15 protein-coding genes are annotated in these 18,362 nt (G+C 63.0%); 10 read left to right on the plus strand and 5 right to left on the minus strand.

The genetic code is table 11. From position 1 onward, the window contains the following. Positions 1-168 precede the first annotated feature (168 nt). Together PQQ51_RS29850 and PQQ51_RS29855 are read right to left on the minus strand one after the other, a co-directional pair. Positions 169-1,434 carry an SGNH/GDSL hydrolase family protein gene (locus PQQ51_RS29850; protein ID WP_408500796.1) on the minus strand — a complete coding sequence of 422 codons (1,266 nt, stop codon included), beginning with the start codon at positions 1,432-1,434 and terminating at the stop codon, positions 169-171. A gap of 82 nt (positions 1,435-1,516) precedes the next feature. Beyond that, the gene (locus PQQ51_RS29855) at positions 1,517-3,139 is read right to left on the minus strand and encodes an NAD(P)/FAD-dependent oxidoreductase (RefSeq protein WP_408500797.1); all 1,623 of its coding nucleotides are present in this window, start codon (positions 3,137-3,139) and stop codon (positions 1,517-1,519) included. A 237-nt stretch (positions 3,140-3,376) separates the two neighbouring features. Between PQQ51_RS29855 and paaA the strand changes: the two genes are divergently transcribed. From paaA to PQQ51_RS29895, 8 genes are all read left to right on the plus strand, one after another. After that, a complete protein-coding gene (gene paaA / locus PQQ51_RS29860) occupies positions 3,377-4,375 on the plus strand; it encodes a 1,2-phenylacetyl-CoA epoxidase subunit PaaA (RefSeq protein WP_408500798.1) in 999 nt (332 codons plus the stop codon). 40 nt (positions 4,376-4,415) lie between these two features. Next, positions 4,416-4,700 carry a 1,2-phenylacetyl-CoA epoxidase subunit PaaB gene (gene paaB / locus PQQ51_RS29865; protein ID WP_007179854.1) on the plus strand — a complete coding sequence of 95 codons (285 nt, stop codon included), beginning with the start codon at positions 4,416-4,418 and terminating at the stop codon, positions 4,698-4,700. Between the two features lie 8 nt (positions 4,701-4,708). After that, positions 4,709-5,512 (plus strand): 1,2-phenylacetyl-CoA epoxidase subunit PaaC, encoded by an 804-nt coding sequence (gene paaC / locus PQQ51_RS29870; RefSeq protein ID WP_408500799.1) that lies wholly within the window; start codon positions 4,709-4,711, stop codon positions 5,510-5,512. A gap of 34 nt (positions 5,513-5,546) precedes the next feature. Then, positions 5,547-6,119 carry a 1,2-phenylacetyl-CoA epoxidase subunit PaaD gene (paaD, locus tag PQQ51_RS29875; RefSeq protein WP_408500800.1) on the plus strand — a complete coding sequence of 191 codons (573 nt, stop codon included), beginning with the start codon at positions 5,547-5,549 and terminating at the stop codon, positions 6,117-6,119. Between the two features lies 1 nt (position 6,120). Further along, on the plus strand, positions 6,121-7,209 hold the full coding sequence (paaE, locus tag PQQ51_RS29880) for a 1,2-phenylacetyl-CoA epoxidase subunit PaaE (RefSeq protein ID WP_408500801.1): 1,089 nt from the start codon (positions 6,121-6,123) through the stop codon (positions 7,207-7,209). Between the two features lie 167 nt (positions 7,210-7,376). Beyond that, entirely contained in the window at positions 7,377-8,189 is an 813-nt protein-coding gene (locus tag PQQ51_RS29885) for a DUF1835 domain-containing protein (RefSeq protein WP_408500802.1), read from the plus strand. Between the two features lie 14 nt (positions 8,190-8,203). Beyond that, on the plus strand, positions 8,204-8,812 hold the full coding sequence (locus PQQ51_RS29890) for a TetR/AcrR family transcriptional regulator (protein ID WP_408500803.1): 609 nt from the start codon (positions 8,204-8,206) through the stop codon (positions 8,810-8,812). A 232-nt stretch (positions 8,813-9,044) separates the two neighbouring features. Beyond that, positions 9,045-9,713 (plus strand): GNAT family N-acetyltransferase, encoded by a 669-nt coding sequence (locus tag PQQ51_RS29895; protein ID WP_408500804.1) that lies wholly within the window; start codon positions 9,045-9,047, stop codon positions 9,711-9,713. 106 nt (positions 9,714-9,819) lie between these two features. Here the strand turns inward: PQQ51_RS29895 and PQQ51_RS29900 are convergent, their stop codons facing one another. Continuing rightward, positions 9,820-10,317 (minus strand): Lrp/AsnC family transcriptional regulator, encoded by a 498-nt coding sequence (locus tag PQQ51_RS29900; RefSeq protein WP_408500805.1) that lies wholly within the window; start codon positions 10,315-10,317, stop codon positions 9,820-9,822. A 170-nt stretch (positions 10,318-10,487) separates the two neighbouring features. Between PQQ51_RS29900 and hppD the strand changes: the two genes are divergently transcribed. After that, a complete protein-coding gene (gene hppD, locus PQQ51_RS29905; protein ID WP_408500806.1) occupies positions 10,488-11,585 on the plus strand; it encodes a 4-hydroxyphenylpyruvate dioxygenase in 1,098 nt (365 codons plus the stop codon). 146 nt (positions 11,586-11,731) lie between these two features. On the opposite strand, the gene PQQ51_RS29910 is transcribed toward hppD, so the two are convergent. Continuing rightward, positions 11,732-11,929: a hypothetical protein gene (locus PQQ51_RS29910; protein WP_408500807.1), complete on the minus strand. Its 198-nt coding sequence runs from the start codon at positions 11,927-11,929 to the stop codon at positions 11,732-11,734. 353 nt (positions 11,930-12,282) lie between these two features. Here PQQ51_RS29910 and PQQ51_RS29915 point away from each other — a divergent pair, with 353 nt between their 5' ends. Then, the gene (locus PQQ51_RS29915) at positions 12,283-15,879 is read left to right on the plus strand and encodes an indolepyruvate ferredoxin oxidoreductase family protein (protein ID WP_408500808.1); all 3,597 of its coding nucleotides are present in this window, start codon (positions 12,283-12,285) and stop codon (positions 15,877-15,879) included. Between the two features lie 153 nt (positions 15,880-16,032). On the opposite strand, the gene PQQ51_RS29920 is transcribed toward PQQ51_RS29915, so the two are convergent. Further along, positions 16,033-18,315: an NADP-dependent malic enzyme gene (locus PQQ51_RS29920; RefSeq protein ID WP_408500809.1), complete on the minus strand. Its 2,283-nt coding sequence runs from the start codon at positions 18,313-18,315 to the stop codon at positions 16,033-16,035. Positions 18,316-18,362 lie beyond the last annotated feature (47 nt).

An 18,362-nucleotide genomic window follows, 5' to 3' on the forward strand; every position in this document is an offset into this window, starting at 1 on the left:
AAGGCTCTTTTTCGGTTCGTCAACAACATTTTTTCGCTTTCGCTTAAAACCTTGTCGACGCCTCGCCGCTGGTTTCCGCCGCGGCCCTCGTTCGCAAACGAGGAGGCGAATAGTAGGTGAACCCCCACCTTCTGGCAAGAGTTGGGGCCAGAATATTTTTCCGACGCTTCACTTTCGGGTGGAATTCACTACGGCTTCCATCGGGACGGCTACCGCCATTGCACCGTATCCAGCGTCGCTCGGATGAATGTGATCGCCGCTATCGAACGCTCGCTGCAGACGGTCCGGCTGCGCCGGGTCGCGCAGCGCGGCGTCGAAATCCACGACGCCATCAAAGGCGTGACTCGTCCGGATCCATTGATTCACCGCGAGCCGGGTGCTTTCGCGCGACGCCGGTAGCGACGCCGGCGTCAGCGTCGCGCCGAACACTTTCACGCCGCGATGCCGCGCGGCGGCAATCACCCGCTGGTAGCCGGCAATCAGGTCGGCCGCGGTCACCGAAGTGTGCGGGAAATCGCAATCAAGACCAGTGCGGGCCGGCATCGCCGCAAAGTTGATGTCGTTGATGCCGATCAGCAGAATCGCCGTCTTGATGCCCGGGCGCTCAAGCACGTCGCGCTGGAAGCGTCCGGCGAGCGCATCCCCGTAACACGGCGAGTCGCTCAGCAGACGGTTGCCGCTGATACCGAGATTGACGATCGCCGTCGCTCGATCGCCGGAGCCGGCGAGTCGGCGAGCCAGCGCATCGGGCCAACGCTTGTTCTGGTTAAGGCTGGAGCGCATGCCGTCGGTGATCGAGTCGCCAATCGCCGCGATCGCCGCCGACGACGGCGCATCAACCGATAATCCCGTTACCCAGACATATTGCGTAAAACGGCCGCGAAATGCTTCGGCGGAAGCATCGGCCGAATGGTTGCCCGGCGCGGAAACGTAATTCACCTGATTCGAGACGCGATGCCACGCGACGATCTTCTGCTCCGGCCCCATGAAAGCACTGATCGCATAGGGTGCGCCTTCGGCGATATCGACGGCAATCGGGTCGCTATCCAGCTCCGCGCCGGCCGGCAGATTGACGCCACTTTTCCCACCGAACGTCACCCGCGCGCCGTTACCCACAGCCGCCGCGCCGCCCGCCGAGCGGGCAATGCGCAGGTCGTCGATGACGAGCGGCGTCTTGCCATATTCATTGCTGAGGTGGATTCGCGCGGATTTTCCCGACAACGTCGGGTAGATGATCTGACGCACCGTACGCCCAGCCACCTCCGGCGCACGGTACAACGGTGGCAAATCCGCCCGTTGCGGGATCGGCTGCAACGCCGTCGCCCACGCGGCAACCCAATGGGCCGGCGCATCGGCAGCGAAAACAATAGGAGAAACAGCAAATTGACACAGCAATGCCGCGCCACATGCGGCAGCCAGGGTGCGAATGGTCATTCGGGAGGTCGGTTCGAAGCGAAACGTGCATTGTGCCCGATCGCCACGACCGCCGACGGCGATCGCATCGCACTGCGCCGCCTCAGGCTGACGGCGCGCCTGTCATGTTCAATGCAAGCGCTTCGGCGACTTCGATCCCGTCGATCGCGGCCGAATAAATCCCGCCTGCATAACCTGCGCCTTCGCCCGCCGGATAAAGGCCCTCGACGTTCATACTCTGATAATCGTCCCGGCGACGCACCCGGATCGGCGACGACGTACGCGTCTCGACGCCCGTCAACACTGCATCGTGCATCGCAAAGCCGGCGATCTTCTTGTCCATTTGCGGCAATGCTTCACGGATCGCCTCGATCACGTAGTCGGGTAACGCCGTGCTGAGGTCGGTCGGATGAACGCCTGGTTTGTAGGACGGCACCACCGAACCCAGCGAAGTAGACGGCCGGCCGGCGATGAAATCGCCCACCAGTTGCCCCGGCGCCATATAGTTGCCGCCGCCCAGCTCGAAAGCGCGCTCTTCCCATTTACGCTGGAACGCGATACCGGCGAGCGGGCCGCCCGGGTAATCGTCCGGCGTGATGCCCACTACGATGCCCGCGTTTGCGTTGCGTTCCGCGCGCGAATACTGGCTCATCCCGTTGGTCACCACGCGCCCCGGCTCCGAAGTCGCGGCCACCACCGTGCCGCCCGGACACATACAGAAACTGTAGACCGCGCGCCCGTTGCTGCAGTGATGCACGACCTTATAGTCGGCCGCGCCCAGTTGCTTGTGCCCTGCGAACTTGCCGAAACGGCTGCGATCGATCAAACCCTGCGGATGCTCGATCCGGAACCCCAGCGAAAACGGCTTCGCTTCAATGTAGACGCCACGATCGTGCAGCATCTCGAAGGTATCGCGCGCACTATGGCCGACCGCCAGCACCACGTGGTCACAGCGCAAAGTCTCGCCGGTCGAGAGCTTGAGGCCGCGCACTTTGCCGTTGTCGATTTCGATATCTTCGACGCGCGTTTCGAACCGGACTTCGCCGCCCAGTTCGTGGATCGTCGCGCGCATCTTCTCGACCATGCTGACGAGGCGAAACGTACCGATATGCGGCCGGCTCAAATAAAGGATGTCTTCCGGCGCGCCGGCCCGCACGAATTCGTCGAGCACCTTGCGGCCATAGTGTTTCGGGTCCTTGATCTGGCTGTACAGCTTGCCGTCCGAGAACGTACCCGCGCCGCCTTCGCCGAACTGCACGTTCGACTCCGGATTCAGCACCGACTTGCGCCACAGGCCGAAGGTGTCTTTCGTACGCTCGCGTACGGCCTTGCCACGCTCGAGGATGATCGGGCGGAAACCCATCTGCGCGAGGATCAGTCCGGCGAACAGTCCGCACGGCCCCATACCGATCACGACCGGCCGCAACGCGGTGAGCTGCGCCGGTGCCTTCGCGACGAATTTGTACGCCATGTCCGGCGTCACGCCGCAATGCGGTACGTCGGCGAGCCGCTTGAGCACGCCCGCTTCGTCCGTCACTTCGACATCGACGATATAGGTGAGCTTGATGTCGGCACGCTTGCGCGCGTCGTGCGCACGGCGAAACACGGTGTAGCGGACGAGCCCGTCCGCGGCCACGCCGAGTTCCGCAAGGCGCGCACGCACAGCCGCCTCCAGGGCGCTCTCGGGATGATCGAGCGGGAGTTTGATTTCGCTTAGACGTAACATGAGTACCGGGGGATGCATGAAGGCCACAAATCGCGGCCAATCCGTAATTTTATAGGTTATGCGTGGGCAACGGGCGGCCTTGGCGGCGAAACGCGCCGACCCATCCCACTCAGCCGACCTCCGATCTATCGCGACAACGCCTATCGTCGGCGCGGCTCATCTCAAAAAATTTATTAACCGACCGGTCGGTTGGTTTATACTTCGCAGACACAGACAACTTCCGCTGAGAGCGTCCCCATGTACACGCAATCCCTGGATATCCCCGGCAATGTCGCCCCGCTCGATCCGGCAGCCGGTACGCCCGAGCAGGCCCGATTCGACGCGGTCATGAACGCCGACGGCAAGATCGAGGCGCAAGACTGGATGCCCGAGGCCTACCGCAAGACCCTCGTACGTCAGATTTCGCAGCACGCGCATTCGGAAATCGTCGGCATGCTGCCGGAAGGCAACTGGATTTCCCGCGCGCCGAGCCTGAAGCGCAAGGCAATCCTGCTGGCCAAGGTACAGGACGAAGCCGGCCACGGTCTCTATCTATATAGCGCGGCCGAAACGCTCGGCGTGTCGCGCGACCAGCTGATCGCGGCGCTGCATTCCGGCAAGGCCAAATATTCGAGCATCTTCAACTACCCGACGCCCACCTGGGCGGACGTCGGCGTGATCGGCTGGCTGGTGGACGGCGCCGCGATCATGAACCAGATTCCGCTGTGCCGCTGCACGTATGGCCCGTATGCCCGCGCGATGATCCGCATCTGCAAGGAAGAGTCGTTCCATCAGCGCCAGGGATTCGACGCGCTGATGTCGATGATGGCCGGCACCGAGGCGCAACGCGAACTGGTGCAGCAGGCAGTGAACCGCTGGTGGTGGCCGGTGCTGATGATGTTCGGCCCGAGCGACAAAGACTCGATCCATAGCAATCAGTCGTCGAAATGGGGCATCAAGCGTATTTCGAACGACGACCTGCGCCAGAAATTCGTCGACGCCACCGTCGACCAGGCCAAGGTGCTCGGCGTCACGCTGCCGGATGCGGACCTCAAATGGAACGAAGCACGCGGCCACTACGACTACGGCGACATCGACTGGGAAGAATTCTGGCGCGTCGTGAACGGCGACGGCCCGTGCAACCGCGAGCGGCTCGCGACCCGGGTGAAAGCGCATGACGAAGGCGCGTGGGTCCGCGAAGCCGCCCTCGCCCATGCCGAAAAACAGCGTCAGCGCGCGCAACAGCAAGCCGCCTGAACGGCCGGCGACACGTCAAGCAAAGCATCAGGAGATCAGCATGAACAAGGAATGGCCGATTTGGGAAGTCTTCGTGCGCAGCAAGCAGGGACTCGACCATAAACACTGCGGCAGCCTGCACGCCGCCGACGCGCCGATGGCGCTGCGCATGGCGCGTGACGTCTACACGCGCCGCCAGGAAGGCGTGAGCATCTGGGTGGTGCCGTCGTCGGCGATTACGGCGTCCGCGCCGGAAGACAAGGCGGAGCTGTTCGAACCGGCCGGCGACAAGATCTACCGCCATCCGACGTTCTACACGCTCCCCGACGAAGTCAACCACATGTAAGCGCGGCCATGACTATCACGCCTCAACATCTGCAATACGTGCTGCGCCTCGCGGACACCGCGCTGATCCTCGGTCAGCGCAACGCCGAGTGGTGCGGCCACGGCCCGGTCCTCGAAGAGGACATCGCGCTGTCGAACATGAGTCTCGATCTGATCGGCCAGGCGCGTTTGCTGTACACCCACGCGGCCGATCTGGAACGGCAACTCACCGGCAACACCCGCACGGAAGACGATTACGCGTACTTCCGCGCCGAGCGCGAGTTCGCGAACTACACGCTGGCCGAGTTGCCGCACTACGGGCCGCTCGCCGGCACGGCGCAAGCCGGGAAGGACTACGCGGTCACGATCGTGCGCAATTTCCTCTACTCGACGTTGATGGCGCATCTTTGGACGGCGCTCACCGCGTCGAAAGACGAGCAACTGGCGGCGATTGCGTCGAAGTCGATCAAGGAAACCAGCTACCACGTGCACCACGCGCGCGAATGGCTGATCCGCTTCGGCGACGGCACCGACGAATCGCACCGCCGCGCGCAGGCCGCGCTCGACTATCTGCTGCCGTACACGCGCGAATTTTTCAGCGCGGATCCGGTGGAAGAAGCGATTGCGGCGGCCGGCATCGGACCCGTGACGTCGGAGCTGGAAGCCGAATGGCTCAACGACGTGCGCGCGACGCTCGACGAAGCCACGCTGACGCTGCCCGAAGCCGTCAAGCACATCACGACCGGCAAGCACGGCGAGCACTCGGAGCATATGGGCTTCGTGCTGGCGCAAATGCAGAGCCTCGCGCGCCAGCATCCCGGCGCCACCTGGTGAGCGCCAACCGGCATTCATTCGACGGAATTCGACGATGACGACCTCGACAGCCCTGCACGCCACCGCCGCCACCGCCGCCGACGCCGACGCCACGCTCCAGCGTGCGTGGGCGGTGCTCGAAGCGGTGCCCGACCCGGAGATTCCGGTGGTGTCGATTCGCGAGCTAGGCATTCTGCGCGACGTGCGCCGCGCCGCCGACGGCACGCTCGAAGTCGTGATCACGCCGACTTATTCCGGCTGTCCGGCCATGTCGCAGATCGCCGAAGACGTCGGCCATGCACTCGATGCCGCCGAATTGAAGCCGTATCGCATCGCCACCGTACTCGCACCCGCGTGGACCACCGACTGGATGACCGACGAAGCGCGCGACAAGCTGCGCGCTTACGGCATCGCGCCGCCCACGGGCAACTGCGGCAGCGCGACGGCAGTGTCGCCGTCGCAGGAAAAAGTGATGCGCTTCGTGCCGCGCGCGCTGCCGGCGCCGTCGTGTCCGCGTTGCGGCTCGGCCCACACAGAGCGTCTCGCGCAGTTCGGCTCGACTGCCTGCAAGGCGCTGTACCGCTGCATCGACTGCCGCGAACCCTTCGACTACTTCAAACCATACTGATATGGCTACCCCGCAATTCCATCCGCTGCGTATCCGCGAAGTGCGACCCGAAACCGCCGACGCGGTCTCGGTCGCGTTCGAAGTCCCGGTCGAGCTGCGCGACCACTATCGTTTCACACAGGGCCAGTTCGTCACGCTGAAAACGCATATCGACGGCGAGGAAACACGCCGTTCGTATTCGATCTGCGTCGGCGTCACCGATTACGACCGCGACGGCGAGCTGCGCATCGGCATCAAGCGCGTGCGCGGCGGGCGTTTTTCCAACTTCGCGTTCGACACGCTGCAGCCGGGCCACACCATCGACGTGATGACGCCCGACGGCCGTTTCTTCACCCACCTGAACGCGGAGCAGGGTCAGCAATACATCGCGTTTTCGGGCGGCTCGGGCATTACGCCGGTGCTCGCGATCATCAAGACGACCTTGGAGATCGAGCCGCGCAGCACGTTCACGCTCGTCTACGGCAACCGCAGCGTCGATCAGATCATGTTCGCGGAAGAGCTCGAAGATCTGAAGAACCGCTTCATGAACCGCTTCGTGCTGTACCACGTGCTGTCCGACGACTTGCAGGACGTCGAGCTGTTCAACGGCGTGCTCGATCAGCAGAAGTGCGCGGCCTTCATCGAGAATCTGATGCCCGCCGACGCAATCGACGAAGCGTTCATCTGCGGCCCCGCGCCGATGATGGACGCCGCCGAAGCAGCGCTGAAAGCCGCCGGCGTGCCGTCCGCGAAAGTGCACGTGGAGCGCTTCGGCTCGCCGTTGCCGCAAGCGGGCGTGCCGCCGGTCGACATCACCGACGACACCCCGGCCGCCGATCTGGAAATCGTGCTGGACGGGAAAAAGCGCAAGCTGCGTCTCCCCTACCAGGGCGTGAGCGTGCTCGATGTCGGCTTGCGGGCCGGCCTCGCGCTGCCTTATGCGTGCAAGGGCGGCGTCTGCTGCACTTGTCGCGCGAAGGTGCTCGAGGGCGAGGTGAAGATGGAGAAGAACTACACGCTGGAAGAACACGAAATCCGCGATGGTTTCGTGCTCACCTGCCAATGCCATCCGATCAGCGACCGTGTGGTGGTGAGTTACGACGAACGCTGATTGTCTGCGTGGCGCGCAGCCGCCGCGAAAGGTTCCGGCGCTTTCGGGACGTCCGCGATCCGCTTACACTAGGGGCCGCTCGCGATCGCACGACCGTGCCGATCGCCGAGCGGCCCCTTTTGTCATTGCGGGAATCGCATCACCCGCTACCCCTTAAGCCACTGCCCATGAGCACGATCCACCTCACCAATGGCGATGTCGCCGCCGACTCCCTGCGCACCGCGCTTCAGGAGGCGGGCCGCGACGATCGCGTCTACGCGCTGCGCGACGATCTGGCGGTCGGTCCGCTGCGCGGCGTCGACGACACGCCCGACGTGCGAGCCGACTTCTGGGAGCGGGTCAGCGCGGACACGAAGCGGGATTTCCTGCGCGAATTCCGCGAGCAGGCCGCCTCACTCGACAAGCTCACCCACGACGACGCAAATCTGGTGGTCTGGCACGGCGAAAGTGCGGCCGATCAGTTGATGCTGCGCCGGGTCTGCTATCACGTGCGCAACAGCCCGCAGCGACTGAACGAAGTGCGGCTGTCGATTCGCGACCTCACCGATCCGGGCGCGTGGGCACACAGCCGCAAGGATCGCGCGACGTCGGTCGGCATGTTCGCGCCGGATGTACTGAAGGGCCGTTTGCCGGACGCCGCGCCGATTTCGGTGCTGCGCATCAGCCGCCTCGCGCTCGAATGGCAGGAGGTGAAGCACGCGAACGGCGAGACGCGTCGGTGGCGCGACAATACCTTTACGAGCGGCAGCTTCGCGGACCTCGACGCGCTGATCCTCGATCTCGCCACGGAGGCGTGGCAGCCCGCCGCGCACGTCGCAGCCGAACTGATGAGCGCCGAACTGGGCTTTCTGGTCACCGACACCGTGGTGTTGTGGCGTTTGCGCGAACTGGCCGCAACCCGGCGCATCAAGCTGCGCGGCGACGCCAGCGCATGGCGCACGCTGGAGTTGTGCGCGACACTCACGCCCTGTCCAAACTAATAGAACAAACGACTATGGCCCGCACCCGCTCTCCCGACCACGAAACGCAGCGCGATCAGATTCTCGAACTGGCAGCCGCGAAATTCGCGCAGACCAGCTATCCGAGTACGTCGATGGCCGATCTCGCCGCCGCCAGCGGCACCTCGAAGGCGCGCCTGTACCACTACTACGCGAGCAAGGAGGCGATCCTGTTCGATCTGCTGGACCGTTACACGAAGCGGCTGATGCTGATCATCGCCGAGGTGGAAGGGGCGAGCCAGCGGCGTGGATTGACGGAGCGGGAAACCTTCGCCGAACTGATCCGGGCGTTCCTGTCCGAATACGAGACGTCGCATAGCCGGCATGTCGCGCTGCTGAACGACGTGAAGTATCTGGTCGACACCCAGCGTGAGGTGATACTGAACCGTCAGCGGGACGTAGTCGCCGCGTTTGCACGGCAACTGGCGCGTGCCTACCCGGAGCGCGCTACCCGCGAAAACCAGACCGCCCTCACGATGATGGTGTTCGGCATGATCAACTGGACCTTTACGTGGCTCAAGCCGGACGGCCGCATGGGTTATCGGGAATTCGCCGAACAGGTGGTCGGCATGGTGGATCATGGATTGAGCGCCGCTGCCTCCTGATTGCGCAGGGCAGCAATATTCACGTTGCATAGCTAGCTTGGTGCGACAGCTTGCCATGAACGCTCGTTCAATTTAATTCTCGTTACAAATCAATAACATAAAAATAGGTCGCAAGTCTTTTAGGCATTTGCCTCAAATTGATGTACGGGTTTTCCCTAGTGATCGATCGGTCTTTCCGGTAAAATCTTTTTTGCGGTGCACCACGCCGCTCGATTACACGGAGAACCTGACCATGAACCTGATTACCTCCCGCGCCGCCGATCCGATCGTCACGCACGATCACGTGTCGTTGCCTGCCGGTCGTACATCGGCGCTGGTCCGCGAACTCACCGCAATCGATCGGGAACGCCTTCTCACTCACTTCCTCGCGCTCGGCGAAGACGACCGCCTGCTGCGCTTCGGCCAGATCGTGCCGAACCACGTGATCGAAAACTACGTCCGTGCGATCGATTTCACGCGCGACACCGTCTTCGGCGTGTTCGACAACCAGTTGCAACTCACCGGCGTCGGTCATCTGGCTTATCTGCCGGCCGAAGGCGATAAGCGCACGGCTGAATTCGGCGTGTCGGTGCTGGAAAGCGTCCGCGGTCAGGGCATCGGCTCGAAGCTGTTCGAGCGCGCCGCCATCCGCAGCCGCAATACGCACGTCACGACCCTGTATATGCACTGCCTGTCGCGCAACTCGACCATGATGCATATCGCGAAGAAAGCGGGTATGAAGATCGAGTACGCGTACGGCGAAGCCGATGCTTATCTGACGCTTTCGCCGGCGGATCAGTCGAGCATCATCGCCGAAATGCTGCAGGAGCAAGCGGCTGTGTTCGACTATGCGATGAAGCGTCAGGCCCGCCAGGCGTCGAAGTTGTTCGAATCGTTTATGCCGGCTGCGGCCGCGGCCTGATACGGCTGCGCGTCAGCCGCAACAAAAAGGGCGGCCTTCTGGCTGCCCTTTTTGTTTGGTGCGCCGTTCGCTCTGCCAGATCGCTCGGACTTCCGACACCTGGCGCCTAAAAAATCGGCAGCGCAGTCGTTTCCTTGAAAGTCTCGAGCGCGAAGCTCGTCTTCACGTCGACCACCGACGGATGGTGCAGCAGTTGATCCTGCACGAAGCGCGAAAAATGCGCCATGTCCTCCACCTGCACACGCAGCAGGTAGTCCATATCGCCGGTCATCGCGTGACACGCGACTACTTCCGGCCACGTCTGCACTGCCGCGCGGAACAGGTCCGCGTGAGTGGCGTCGCCGCGCGGCGTCAGCGCCGAACCGCCGCGCTTCTCCAGCCGCACGTTCACGTACGCGAGCAGGTCGAGTCCAAGCCGTTGGGCATCGAGCAACGCGACGTAGCCGCGAATCATCCCACTCTCCTCCAGCCGACGAATGCGGCGCAGACACGGGCTAGGCGATAGATTCACCCGCTCCGCGATCTCCTGATTCGAAAGCCGGCCGTTCTCCTGGAGGATTGCCAGAATGCGCCTGTCGATGGCGTCTATCTCGATTTTGGCCATTTTCTGCCGCCTGTTTCGCTTATTGCGCCTGAAAGTAGCGCCAGAGTACGGCTGCACGATTAAGTTCGCAAGTTTTCGCTGCAATCCCGCCTATACACTTGCGTCATTCATTCGCGCCTAACCGCACATAGCGCCAGCGCAAACGGGACACAGCAAACAGGAGACAGGCAATGCGCGTTTCAACGTGGGAAAACCCCGTCGGCACCGACGGTTTCGAGTTCATCGAATACACCGCGCCGGACCCGAAGGCGCTGGGCAAACTGTTCGAGCAGATGGGATTCACCGCGGTCGCGCGGCATCGTCATAAAGACGTGACGCTTTATCGCCAGGGCGAAATCAATTTCATCGTGAACGGCGAGCAGGATTCGTTCGCGCAGCGCTTCACCCGTCTGCACGGCCCGTCGATCTGCGCGATCGCGTTTCGCGTGCAGGACGCCGCCAAGGCCTACAAGCAGGCGCTGGAAAAAGGCGCCTGGGGCTTCGACAACAAAACCGGCCCGATGGAATTGAACATCCCGGCGATCAAGGGTATCGGCGACTCGCTGATCTATTTCGTCGACCGCTGGCGCGGCAAGAACGGCGCGGAGCCGAATAGCATCGGCAACATCGATATCTACGACGTCGACTTCGAACCGATTCCCGGTGCCGAGCCGAATCCGGTCGGCCACGGCCTCACCTATATCGACCACCTGACGCACAACGTCCACCGCGGCCGCATGCAGGAATGGGCGGAGTTCTACGAGCGGTTGTTCAATTTCCGCGAAGTGCGCTACTTCGACATCGAAGGCAAGGTGACGGGCGTGAAGTCGAAGGCGATGACCTCGCCGTGCGGCAAGATCCGCATTCCGATCAACGAGGAAGGTTCGGAGACGGCCGGCCAGATTCAGGAATATCTCGACGCGTATCGCGGCGAAGGCATCCAGCACATCGCGCTCGGCAGCGACGACATCTACCGCACCGTGGACGGATTGCGTGCGGCGAACATTTCGCTGCTCGATACGATCGACACTTACTACGAGCTGGTGGACCGCCGCGTGCCGAATCACGGCGAACCGCTCGATGAGCTCAGGAAGCGCAAGATCCTGATCGACGGCGCGTCGGACGACCTGCTGCTGCAGATCTTCACCGAAAACCAGATCGGGCCGATCTTCTTCGAGATCATTCAGCGCAAGGGCAATCAAGGGTTCGGCGAGGGCAACTTCAAAGCGTTGTTCGAATCCATCGAACTGGATCAGATTCGCCGCGGCGTGGTGCAGGACAAGGTATGACGAACGGCTGAACAGCCGCGCAGGATCCAGGAGGTATCGATAAAAAAGGGCGGGAATCTTAACGATTCCCGCCCTTTGTCGCTTTGGGCCGCGGCCGGAATTCCAGCTACGGCGGGTTTCAACCGACACGCTGCATTAGCAGCGCGTCACGAATTCTGGTCTGCGTCGCCAGTGGCCGACTGCTCGACGCGCTCTACCGCAATACGAGCCGGCGCGACCTGCGCCGGACGGGTGATGGCATTGGACAGCGCCCCTGCACTGCCTGCGTTAGAGCGCACCGGCGCGCTCATCGCGAAGAATGCGGCCGAAACCATCAGGAAGGTCTGGATATTTCTAGTGTTCATACGTGCTCCTTGTCTAACTGCCCTGCTGTCGTGAAGCTCCACCGAATGTGAAGCGTTGCGCGGACATTGCTCGCAGGTGGCCTTTTAGACAGGTGAATCGCCTGCGGTTCCGCAAATTTGTAGTCTTTACAGCTTGTTACAGTCTGCGCGGAGCAACTTTCAACCTGAGATGTTTTCGCTCAAAAGAGCCGGAATTACGCTGCATTGCGACATATTTGACGCACTGCGGCGGGTTTTCACCAGTGCTACCATCACTTAAAACACGTCAATATGACGACCCGGCCCCACGCATTCACAAGATGCCGCGGCCCAAAAGTTCTGGTGATCCCAAACTGGGTGGAGGAGTACACATAATGAATGCCCCGCTAGACGCAGGTCAGCGAGCCTCGCTCGAAGCCGCGCTATCTTCCGTCACGCTCGACGACAAATACACCCTCGAACGCGGTCGCGCGTACATGAGCGGCATTCAGGCGCTGGTTCGTCTGCCGATGCTGCAACAGGAACGCGACCGGGCCGCCGGACTCAATACCGCCGGCTTCATCTCCGGTTATCGCGGATCGCCGCTCGGCGGACTCGACCAGTCGCTGTGGAAGGCGAAACAGCATCTCGCCGCACACCAGGTCGTGTTCCAGCCCGGCGTCAACGAAGACCTCGCGGCCACCGCCGTGTGGGGCTCGCAGCAAGTCAACCTGTACCCGAGCGCCAAATACGACGGTGTGTTCTCGATGTGGTACGGCAAAGGCCCCGGTGTCGACCGTTCCGGCGATGTGCTGAAGCACGGCAACTCGGCCGGTTCGGCGCAACATGGCGGCGTTCTCGTGCTAGCCGGCGACGACCATGCGGCCAAATCCTCCACGCTCGCGCACCAGTCCGAACACCTGTTCAAGGCTTGCGGGCTGCCGGTGCTGTTCCCGTCGAACGTGCAGGAGTATCTCGACTTCGGGCTGCACGGCTGGGCGATGAGCCGCTACTCCGGCCTGTGGGTCGCGATGAAGTGCGTGACGGATGTGGTGGAGTCGTCGGCTTCCGTCGATCTCGATCCGGATCGCACGAAAATCATCCTGCCCGAAGACTTCGCGATGCCCGAGGGCGGCCTGAACATCCGCTGGCCGGATCCGCCGCTGGTGCAGGAAGCGCGTCTGCTCGACTACAAGTGGTACGCGGCGCTCGCCTACGTGCGCGCGAACAAGCTCGACCGCGTCGAAATCGATTCGCCGCATCCGCGCTTCGGCATCATGACCGCCGGCAAGGCCTATCTCGACGTGCGTCAGGCGCTCACCGATCTCGGTCTCGACGACGACACCTGCGCGCGCATCGGCATCCGTCTGTACAAGGTCGGCTGTGTGTGGCCGCTCGAAGCGCAAGGCGCGCAAGCGTTCGCGCGCGGCCTCGACGAAATTCTGGTGGTCGAGGAAAAGCGCCAGATTCTCGAATACGCGATCAAGGAAGAGCTGTACAACTGGCCCGATGCGCAGCGTCCGCGCGTGTTCGGCAAGTTCGACGAAAAGGACGGCGCGGGCGGCGAATGGTCGGTGCCGATGGGCAACTGGCTGCTGCCAGCGCATTACGAGCTGTCGCCGGCGATCATCGCCAAGGCGATCGCCACGCGGCTCGACAAGTTCGATCTGCCGTCCGACGTGCGGGCTCGCATTGCGTCGCGCATCGCGGTGATCGAAGCGAAGGAAAAAGCGTTGGCGCGTCCGCGCGTCGAAGCCGAACGCAAGCCGTGGTTCTGCTCGGGCTGTCCGCACAACACGTCGACGAATGTGCCGGAAGGGTCGCGCGCGATGGCGGGCATCGGGTGCCACTACATGACCGTGTGGATGGATCGCAGCACCGGCACGTTCAGCCAGATGGGCGGCGAAGGCGTCGCGTGGATCGGTCAGGCGCCGTTCACGAACGACAAGCACGTGTTCGCCAATCTCGGCGACGGCACCTACTTCCACTCGGGCTTGCTGGCGATTCGTGCGGCAATCGCGTCGAAGGCGAACATCACCTACAAGATTCTCTACAACGACGCGGTGGCGATGACCGGCGGCCAGCCGGTCGACGGCGTGCTGACCGTGCCGCAGATCACGCATCAACTCGCCGCCGAAGGCGCGACGAAGATCGTGATCGTCACCGACGAACCGGACAAGTACTCGGCCAACGTCGGTCTTGCGCCCGGCATCGACATTCACCACCGCGACCAGCTCGACGAGGTTCAACGCCAGCTGCGTGAAGTGTCCGGCACGACGATCCTGATCTACGACCAGACCTGCGCGACAGAAAAGCGCCGTCGCAGGAAACGCGGCACGTATCCGGACCCGGCGCGCCGTGTCGTGATCAACGACGCGGTGTGCGAAGGTTGCGGCGATTGCTCGGTGAAGTCGAACTGCTTGTCGGTCGAACCGGTCGATACCGAGTACGGCACCAAGCGTCAGATCAACCAGTCGACCTGCAACAAAGACTTTTCGTGCGTGAACGGGTTTTGCCCGAGCTTCGTGTCCATCGAGGGCGGCCAGTTGCGCAAGCCGAAGGCGGCTTCCGGCGTCGCGGGCGAAGCGATGCCGCCGGTGCCGGAACCGGACCTGCCGTCGATCGGCCGCCCTTATGGCGTGCTCGTGACCGGCGTGGGCGGCACCGGCGTCGTGACGATCGGCGCGCTGCTCGGGATGGCCGCGCATCTGGAGAACAAGGGCGTCACGGTGCTCGACGTCACCGGGCTCGCACAGAAAGGCGGCGCCGTGATGAGCCACGTGCAGATCGCCAACCAGCCGGGTGACATCCACGCGACCCGCATCGCGATGGGCGAAGCGAGCCTCGTGATCGGCTGCGACGCGATCGTCACGGCGAGCGACGAATGCGTATCGCGGATGCAGGTGGGCCGCACGCGCGTCGTGCTCAACAGCGCGCACACGCCGACGGCCGAGCTGATCAAGAACCCGAACTGGCGCTTTCCGGGCAGCAGCACGGAGGCCGACGTGCGTGCCGGCGCGGGCGACGACGGAGTCGACATGGTCGACGCGAATCACTTCGCGCTCGCGCTGCTCGGCGACGCGATCTACACGAATCCGTTCGTGCTCGGCTATGCATGGCAACGCGGCTGGGTGCCGCTCACGTATCAATCGCTGATGCGCGCGATCGAGCTGAACAACGTGCAGATCGACAAGAATCGCGCGGCGTTCGAATGGGGGCGCCGTGCCGCGCACGATCTGGCTGCGGTGCGCCAGCTGGTGCAGTCGCAAGGACGCGGTGTCGTGGAAACGGCGAGCAGCAAGATCATCGCGCTGCACACGCCGAAGGCGCTCGACACGCTGATCGACAAGCGCGTCGTCTACCTCACCGCGTATCAGAACGCTGCCTACGCCGGGCGTTATCGCGCGCTGGTGTCGCAAGTGCGTGCGGCGGAATCGGCGCTCGATTCGATCGACAGCCAGTTGCCGTTGACCGAAGCCGTCGCGAAGAATCTGCACAAGCTGATGGCCTACAAGGACGAATACGAAGTCGCGCGTCTGTACAGCGACCCCGCGTTCATCGAAAAGCTGAAAGCGAATTTCGAAGGCGACTGGAAGCTGCACATGCACCTCGCGCCGCCGACGTTCTCGAAGAAAGATGCGCACGGCCATCTGGTGAAGAAGAAGTACGGTCCGTGGGTGTTCAGCGCGATGCATGTGCTGGCGCGCTTCAAGTTCCTGCGTGGCACCGCGCTCGACGTGTTCGGCAAGACGCAAGAGCGTCGCACCGAACGCGCGTTGATCGGCGAGTACGAGACGCTGGTGCACGAGTTGATCGGCGGCTTGAGCGTGCAGAAGCGTGATCTCGCGATCGAACTCGCGAATCTGCCGGACGGCATCCGCGGTTATGGTCACGTGAAGGAGAACAACCTGAAGGGCGTGCGCATCAAGTGGAACGAATTGCTGGCACGCTGGCGCTCGGCCGAAGCAGGGAAGACGCAGCACGCGGCTTGATGGTTTGAGCGGGTGACCGCGCGCGGTGGCGGCTAACCGCGGGCCGCTGACCGCTGACCTCCGGCCAATTGGAAACCGCAAAAAAAACGCCACGGAATCGACTTCCGTGGCGTTTTTTCATTCAGCGCTGCGATGAGCGTCAGCGCATCGACTTCACTGCGCGCTCACCCGCTTGCTCGCATTCGCCGAAGCCACTGCCGTCATATTGATGATCCGCCGCACGGTCGCAGCCGGCGTCAGGATATGCACCGGCTTTTCCGCGCCCAGCAGGAACGGACCGACCGTCACGCCTTCGCCGCCGATCATCTTCAGCAGGTTGTACGTGATGTTCGCCGCTTCCACATTCGGCATGATCAGCAGGTTCGCTTCGCCGCTCAGCGTAGTGCCCGGGAATGCCGCCTTGCGTACCGCTTCCGACAACGCCGCATCGCCATGCATCTCACCGTCGATCTCGAGCGTAGGCGCGCGTTGCGCGATCAGCCTGCGCGCCTCCGCCATCCGTTGCGACGACGAAGACGGCGCGCTGCCGAAGTTCGAATTCGACAGCAACGCGACCTTCGGCGTGATGCCGAACTTCTCGATCTCGCGCGACGCCAGCATCGTCATGTCCGCGAGCTGCTCGGCGGTCGGCGTTTCGTTCACGTACGTATCGCAGATGAACAGATTGCGCCCCGGCAGCATCAGCAGATTCATCGCCGCGAAGTTCTGCACGTTGTCCGCCTTGCCCAGCACCTGTTCGATGAACTTCAGATGCGTGTGGTACTGGCCGATCATCCCGCAGATCATGCCGTCCGCCTCGCCCAGACGCACGAGGATCGCGCCGATCAGCGTGTTGAACTTGCGCATCGCGGCCTTCGCGACGTCCGGTGTCACGCCCTCGCGCGCGCCGAGTTCGTGATACGCCTGCCAGCATTGCTGGTAGCGCGGATCGTCTTCCGGATCGACGATCTCGAAGTCTTCACCGCACTTCAGCTTCGAGCCCATCTTCTTCAGACGCATCTCGATCACCGACGGACGACCCACCAGGATCGGCTTCGCGATCTTCTCCAGCAGCACGAACTGCGCGGCGCGCAGCACGCGTTCGTCCTCACCTTCGGCGAACACGATGCGCGCCGGCTCCGACTTCGCCGCCGCGAACACCGGGCGCATCACCATGCCGGTGCGGTACACGGTGGTGCCGAGTTCTTCGCGATACGCGTCCATGTCCTGGATCGGACGGGTCGCGACGCCCGAGTCCATCGCGGCCTGCGCGACGGCCGGCGCGATCTTGATGATCAGGCGCGGATCGAACGGCTTCGGGATCAGGTAATCGGGACCGAATTCGAGCGAGTGGCCTTCGTAGGCTTTCGCGACTTCATCGCCCTGATCGGTTTCTTCCGCGAGTTCCGCGATCGCGCGCACGCACGCGAGCTTCATTTCTTCAGTGATCGTGGTCGCGCCGACATCCAGCGCACCGCGGAAGATGAACGGGAAGCACAGCACGTTGTTGACCTGGTTCGGATAGTCCGACCGGCCCGTTGCGATGATGCAGTCCGGGCGCACTTTCTTCGCATCTTCCGGGCGGATTTCCGGCTCCGGGTTCGCGAGCGCCAGGATCAGCGGCTGCGTGCCCATCCCGACGACCATCTCCGGCTTCAGCACGCCGGCGCTCGAACAGCCTAGGAACACGTCGGCGCCGCGGATCGCGTCGGCCAGCGTGCGCGCGTCGGTATTCGCCGCGTAACGTTCCTTCGACGGATCCAGATTGCCGCGGCCTTCGTAGATCACGCCCTTCGAATCGGTGACGAGCACGTTCTTCTTCGACAGACCGAGGTTCACCAGCAGGTCCAGACACGCGATCGCCGCCGCGCCCGCGCCCGAACACACCAGCTTCACTTCGTCGAGCTTCTTGCCGACCACTTTCAGGCCGTTGAGGATCGCCGCCGACGCGATGATCGCAGTACCGTGCTGATCGTCGTGGAAGACCGGAATCTTCATGCGCTCGCGCAGCTTCTTCTCGATGTAGAAGCATTCCGGCGCCTTGATGTCTTCGAGGTTGATGCCGCCGAGCGTCGGCTCGAGCATCGCAATCGCCTCGACCAGCTTGTCAGGGTCGGACTCGGCGAGCTCGATGTCGAACACGTCGATGCCCGCGAACTTCTTGAACAGGCAGCCCTTGCCTTCCATCACCGGCTTTGCGGCGAGCGGGCCGATATTGCCGAGACCGAGCACGGCGGTGCCGTTCGTGATCACGCCGACCAGGTTACCGCGCGACGTGTACTTCTGCGCGTCGAGCGGTTCGTCGTAGATCGCCATGCACGCAGCGGCGACGCCCGGCGAGTACGCCAGCGACAGATCCAGCTGGTTCGACAGTGGCTTGGTGGGCGTGACCGAAATCTTGCCGGGCTTCGGATTCTGGTGGTATGCGAGAGCGCTTTGCTTGAGTTGTTCGTCCATTTTTTAACCTGCGAGACGTTAGTAATCGGGCCGGACACATCGCACCG

The organism is Paraburkholderia xenovorans (assembly GCF_046030735.1).
Classification (GTDB): Bacteria; Pseudomonadota; Gammaproteobacteria; order Burkholderiales; family Burkholderiaceae; genus Paraburkholderia; species Paraburkholderia xenovorans_A.

Coding starts and splice junctions, on each gene's coding strand:
- PQQ51_RS29910 (WP_408500807.1), bottom strand. CDS start 11,929: ATGAACACTAGAAATATCCAGACCTTCCTGATGGTTTCGGCCGCATTC.
- PQQ51_RS29915 (WP_408500808.1), top strand. CDS start 12,283: ATGAATGCCCCGCTAGACGCAGGTCAGCGAGCCTCGCTCGAAGCCGCG.
- paaA (WP_408500798.1), top strand. CDS start 3,377: ATGTACACGCAATCCCTGGATATCCCCGGCAATGTCGCCCCGCTCGAT.
- PQQ51_RS29900 (WP_408500805.1), bottom strand. CDS start 10,317: ATGGCCAAAATCGAGATAGACGCCATCGACAGGCGCATTCTGGCAATC.
- PQQ51_RS29895 (WP_408500804.1), top strand. CDS start 9,045: ATGAACCTGATTACCTCCCGCGCCGCCGATCCGATCGTCACGCACGAT.
- paaE (WP_408500801.1), top strand. CDS start 6,121: ATGGCTACCCCGCAATTCCATCCGCTGCGTATCCGCGAAGTGCGACCC.
- paaB (WP_007179854.1), top strand. CDS start 4,416: ATGAACAAGGAATGGCCGATTTGGGAAGTCTTCGTGCGCAGCAAGCAG.
- PQQ51_RS29885 (WP_408500802.1), top strand. CDS start 7,377: ATGAGCACGATCCACCTCACCAATGGCGATGTCGCCGCCGACTCCCTG.
- paaC (WP_408500799.1), top strand. CDS start 4,709: ATGACTATCACGCCTCAACATCTGCAATACGTGCTGCGCCTCGCGGAC.
- PQQ51_RS29920 (WP_408500809.1), bottom strand. CDS start 18,315: ATGGACGAACAACTCAAGCAAAGCGCTCTCGCATACCACCAGAATCCG.
- paaD (WP_408500800.1), top strand. CDS start 5,547: ATGACGACCTCGACAGCCCTGCACGCCACCGCCGCCACCGCCGCCGAC.
- PQQ51_RS29890 (WP_408500803.1), top strand. CDS start 8,204: ATGGCCCGCACCCGCTCTCCCGACCACGAAACGCAGCGCGATCAGATT.
- PQQ51_RS29855 (WP_408500797.1), bottom strand. CDS start 3,139: ATGTTACGTCTAAGCGAAATCAAACTCCCGCTCGATCATCCCGAGAGC.
- PQQ51_RS29850 (WP_408500796.1), bottom strand. CDS start 1,434: ATGACCATTCGCACCCTGGCTGCCGCATGTGGCGCGGCATTGCTGTGT.
- hppD (WP_408500806.1), top strand. CDS start 10,488: ATGCGCGTTTCAACGTGGGAAAACCCCGTCGGCACCGACGGTTTCGAG.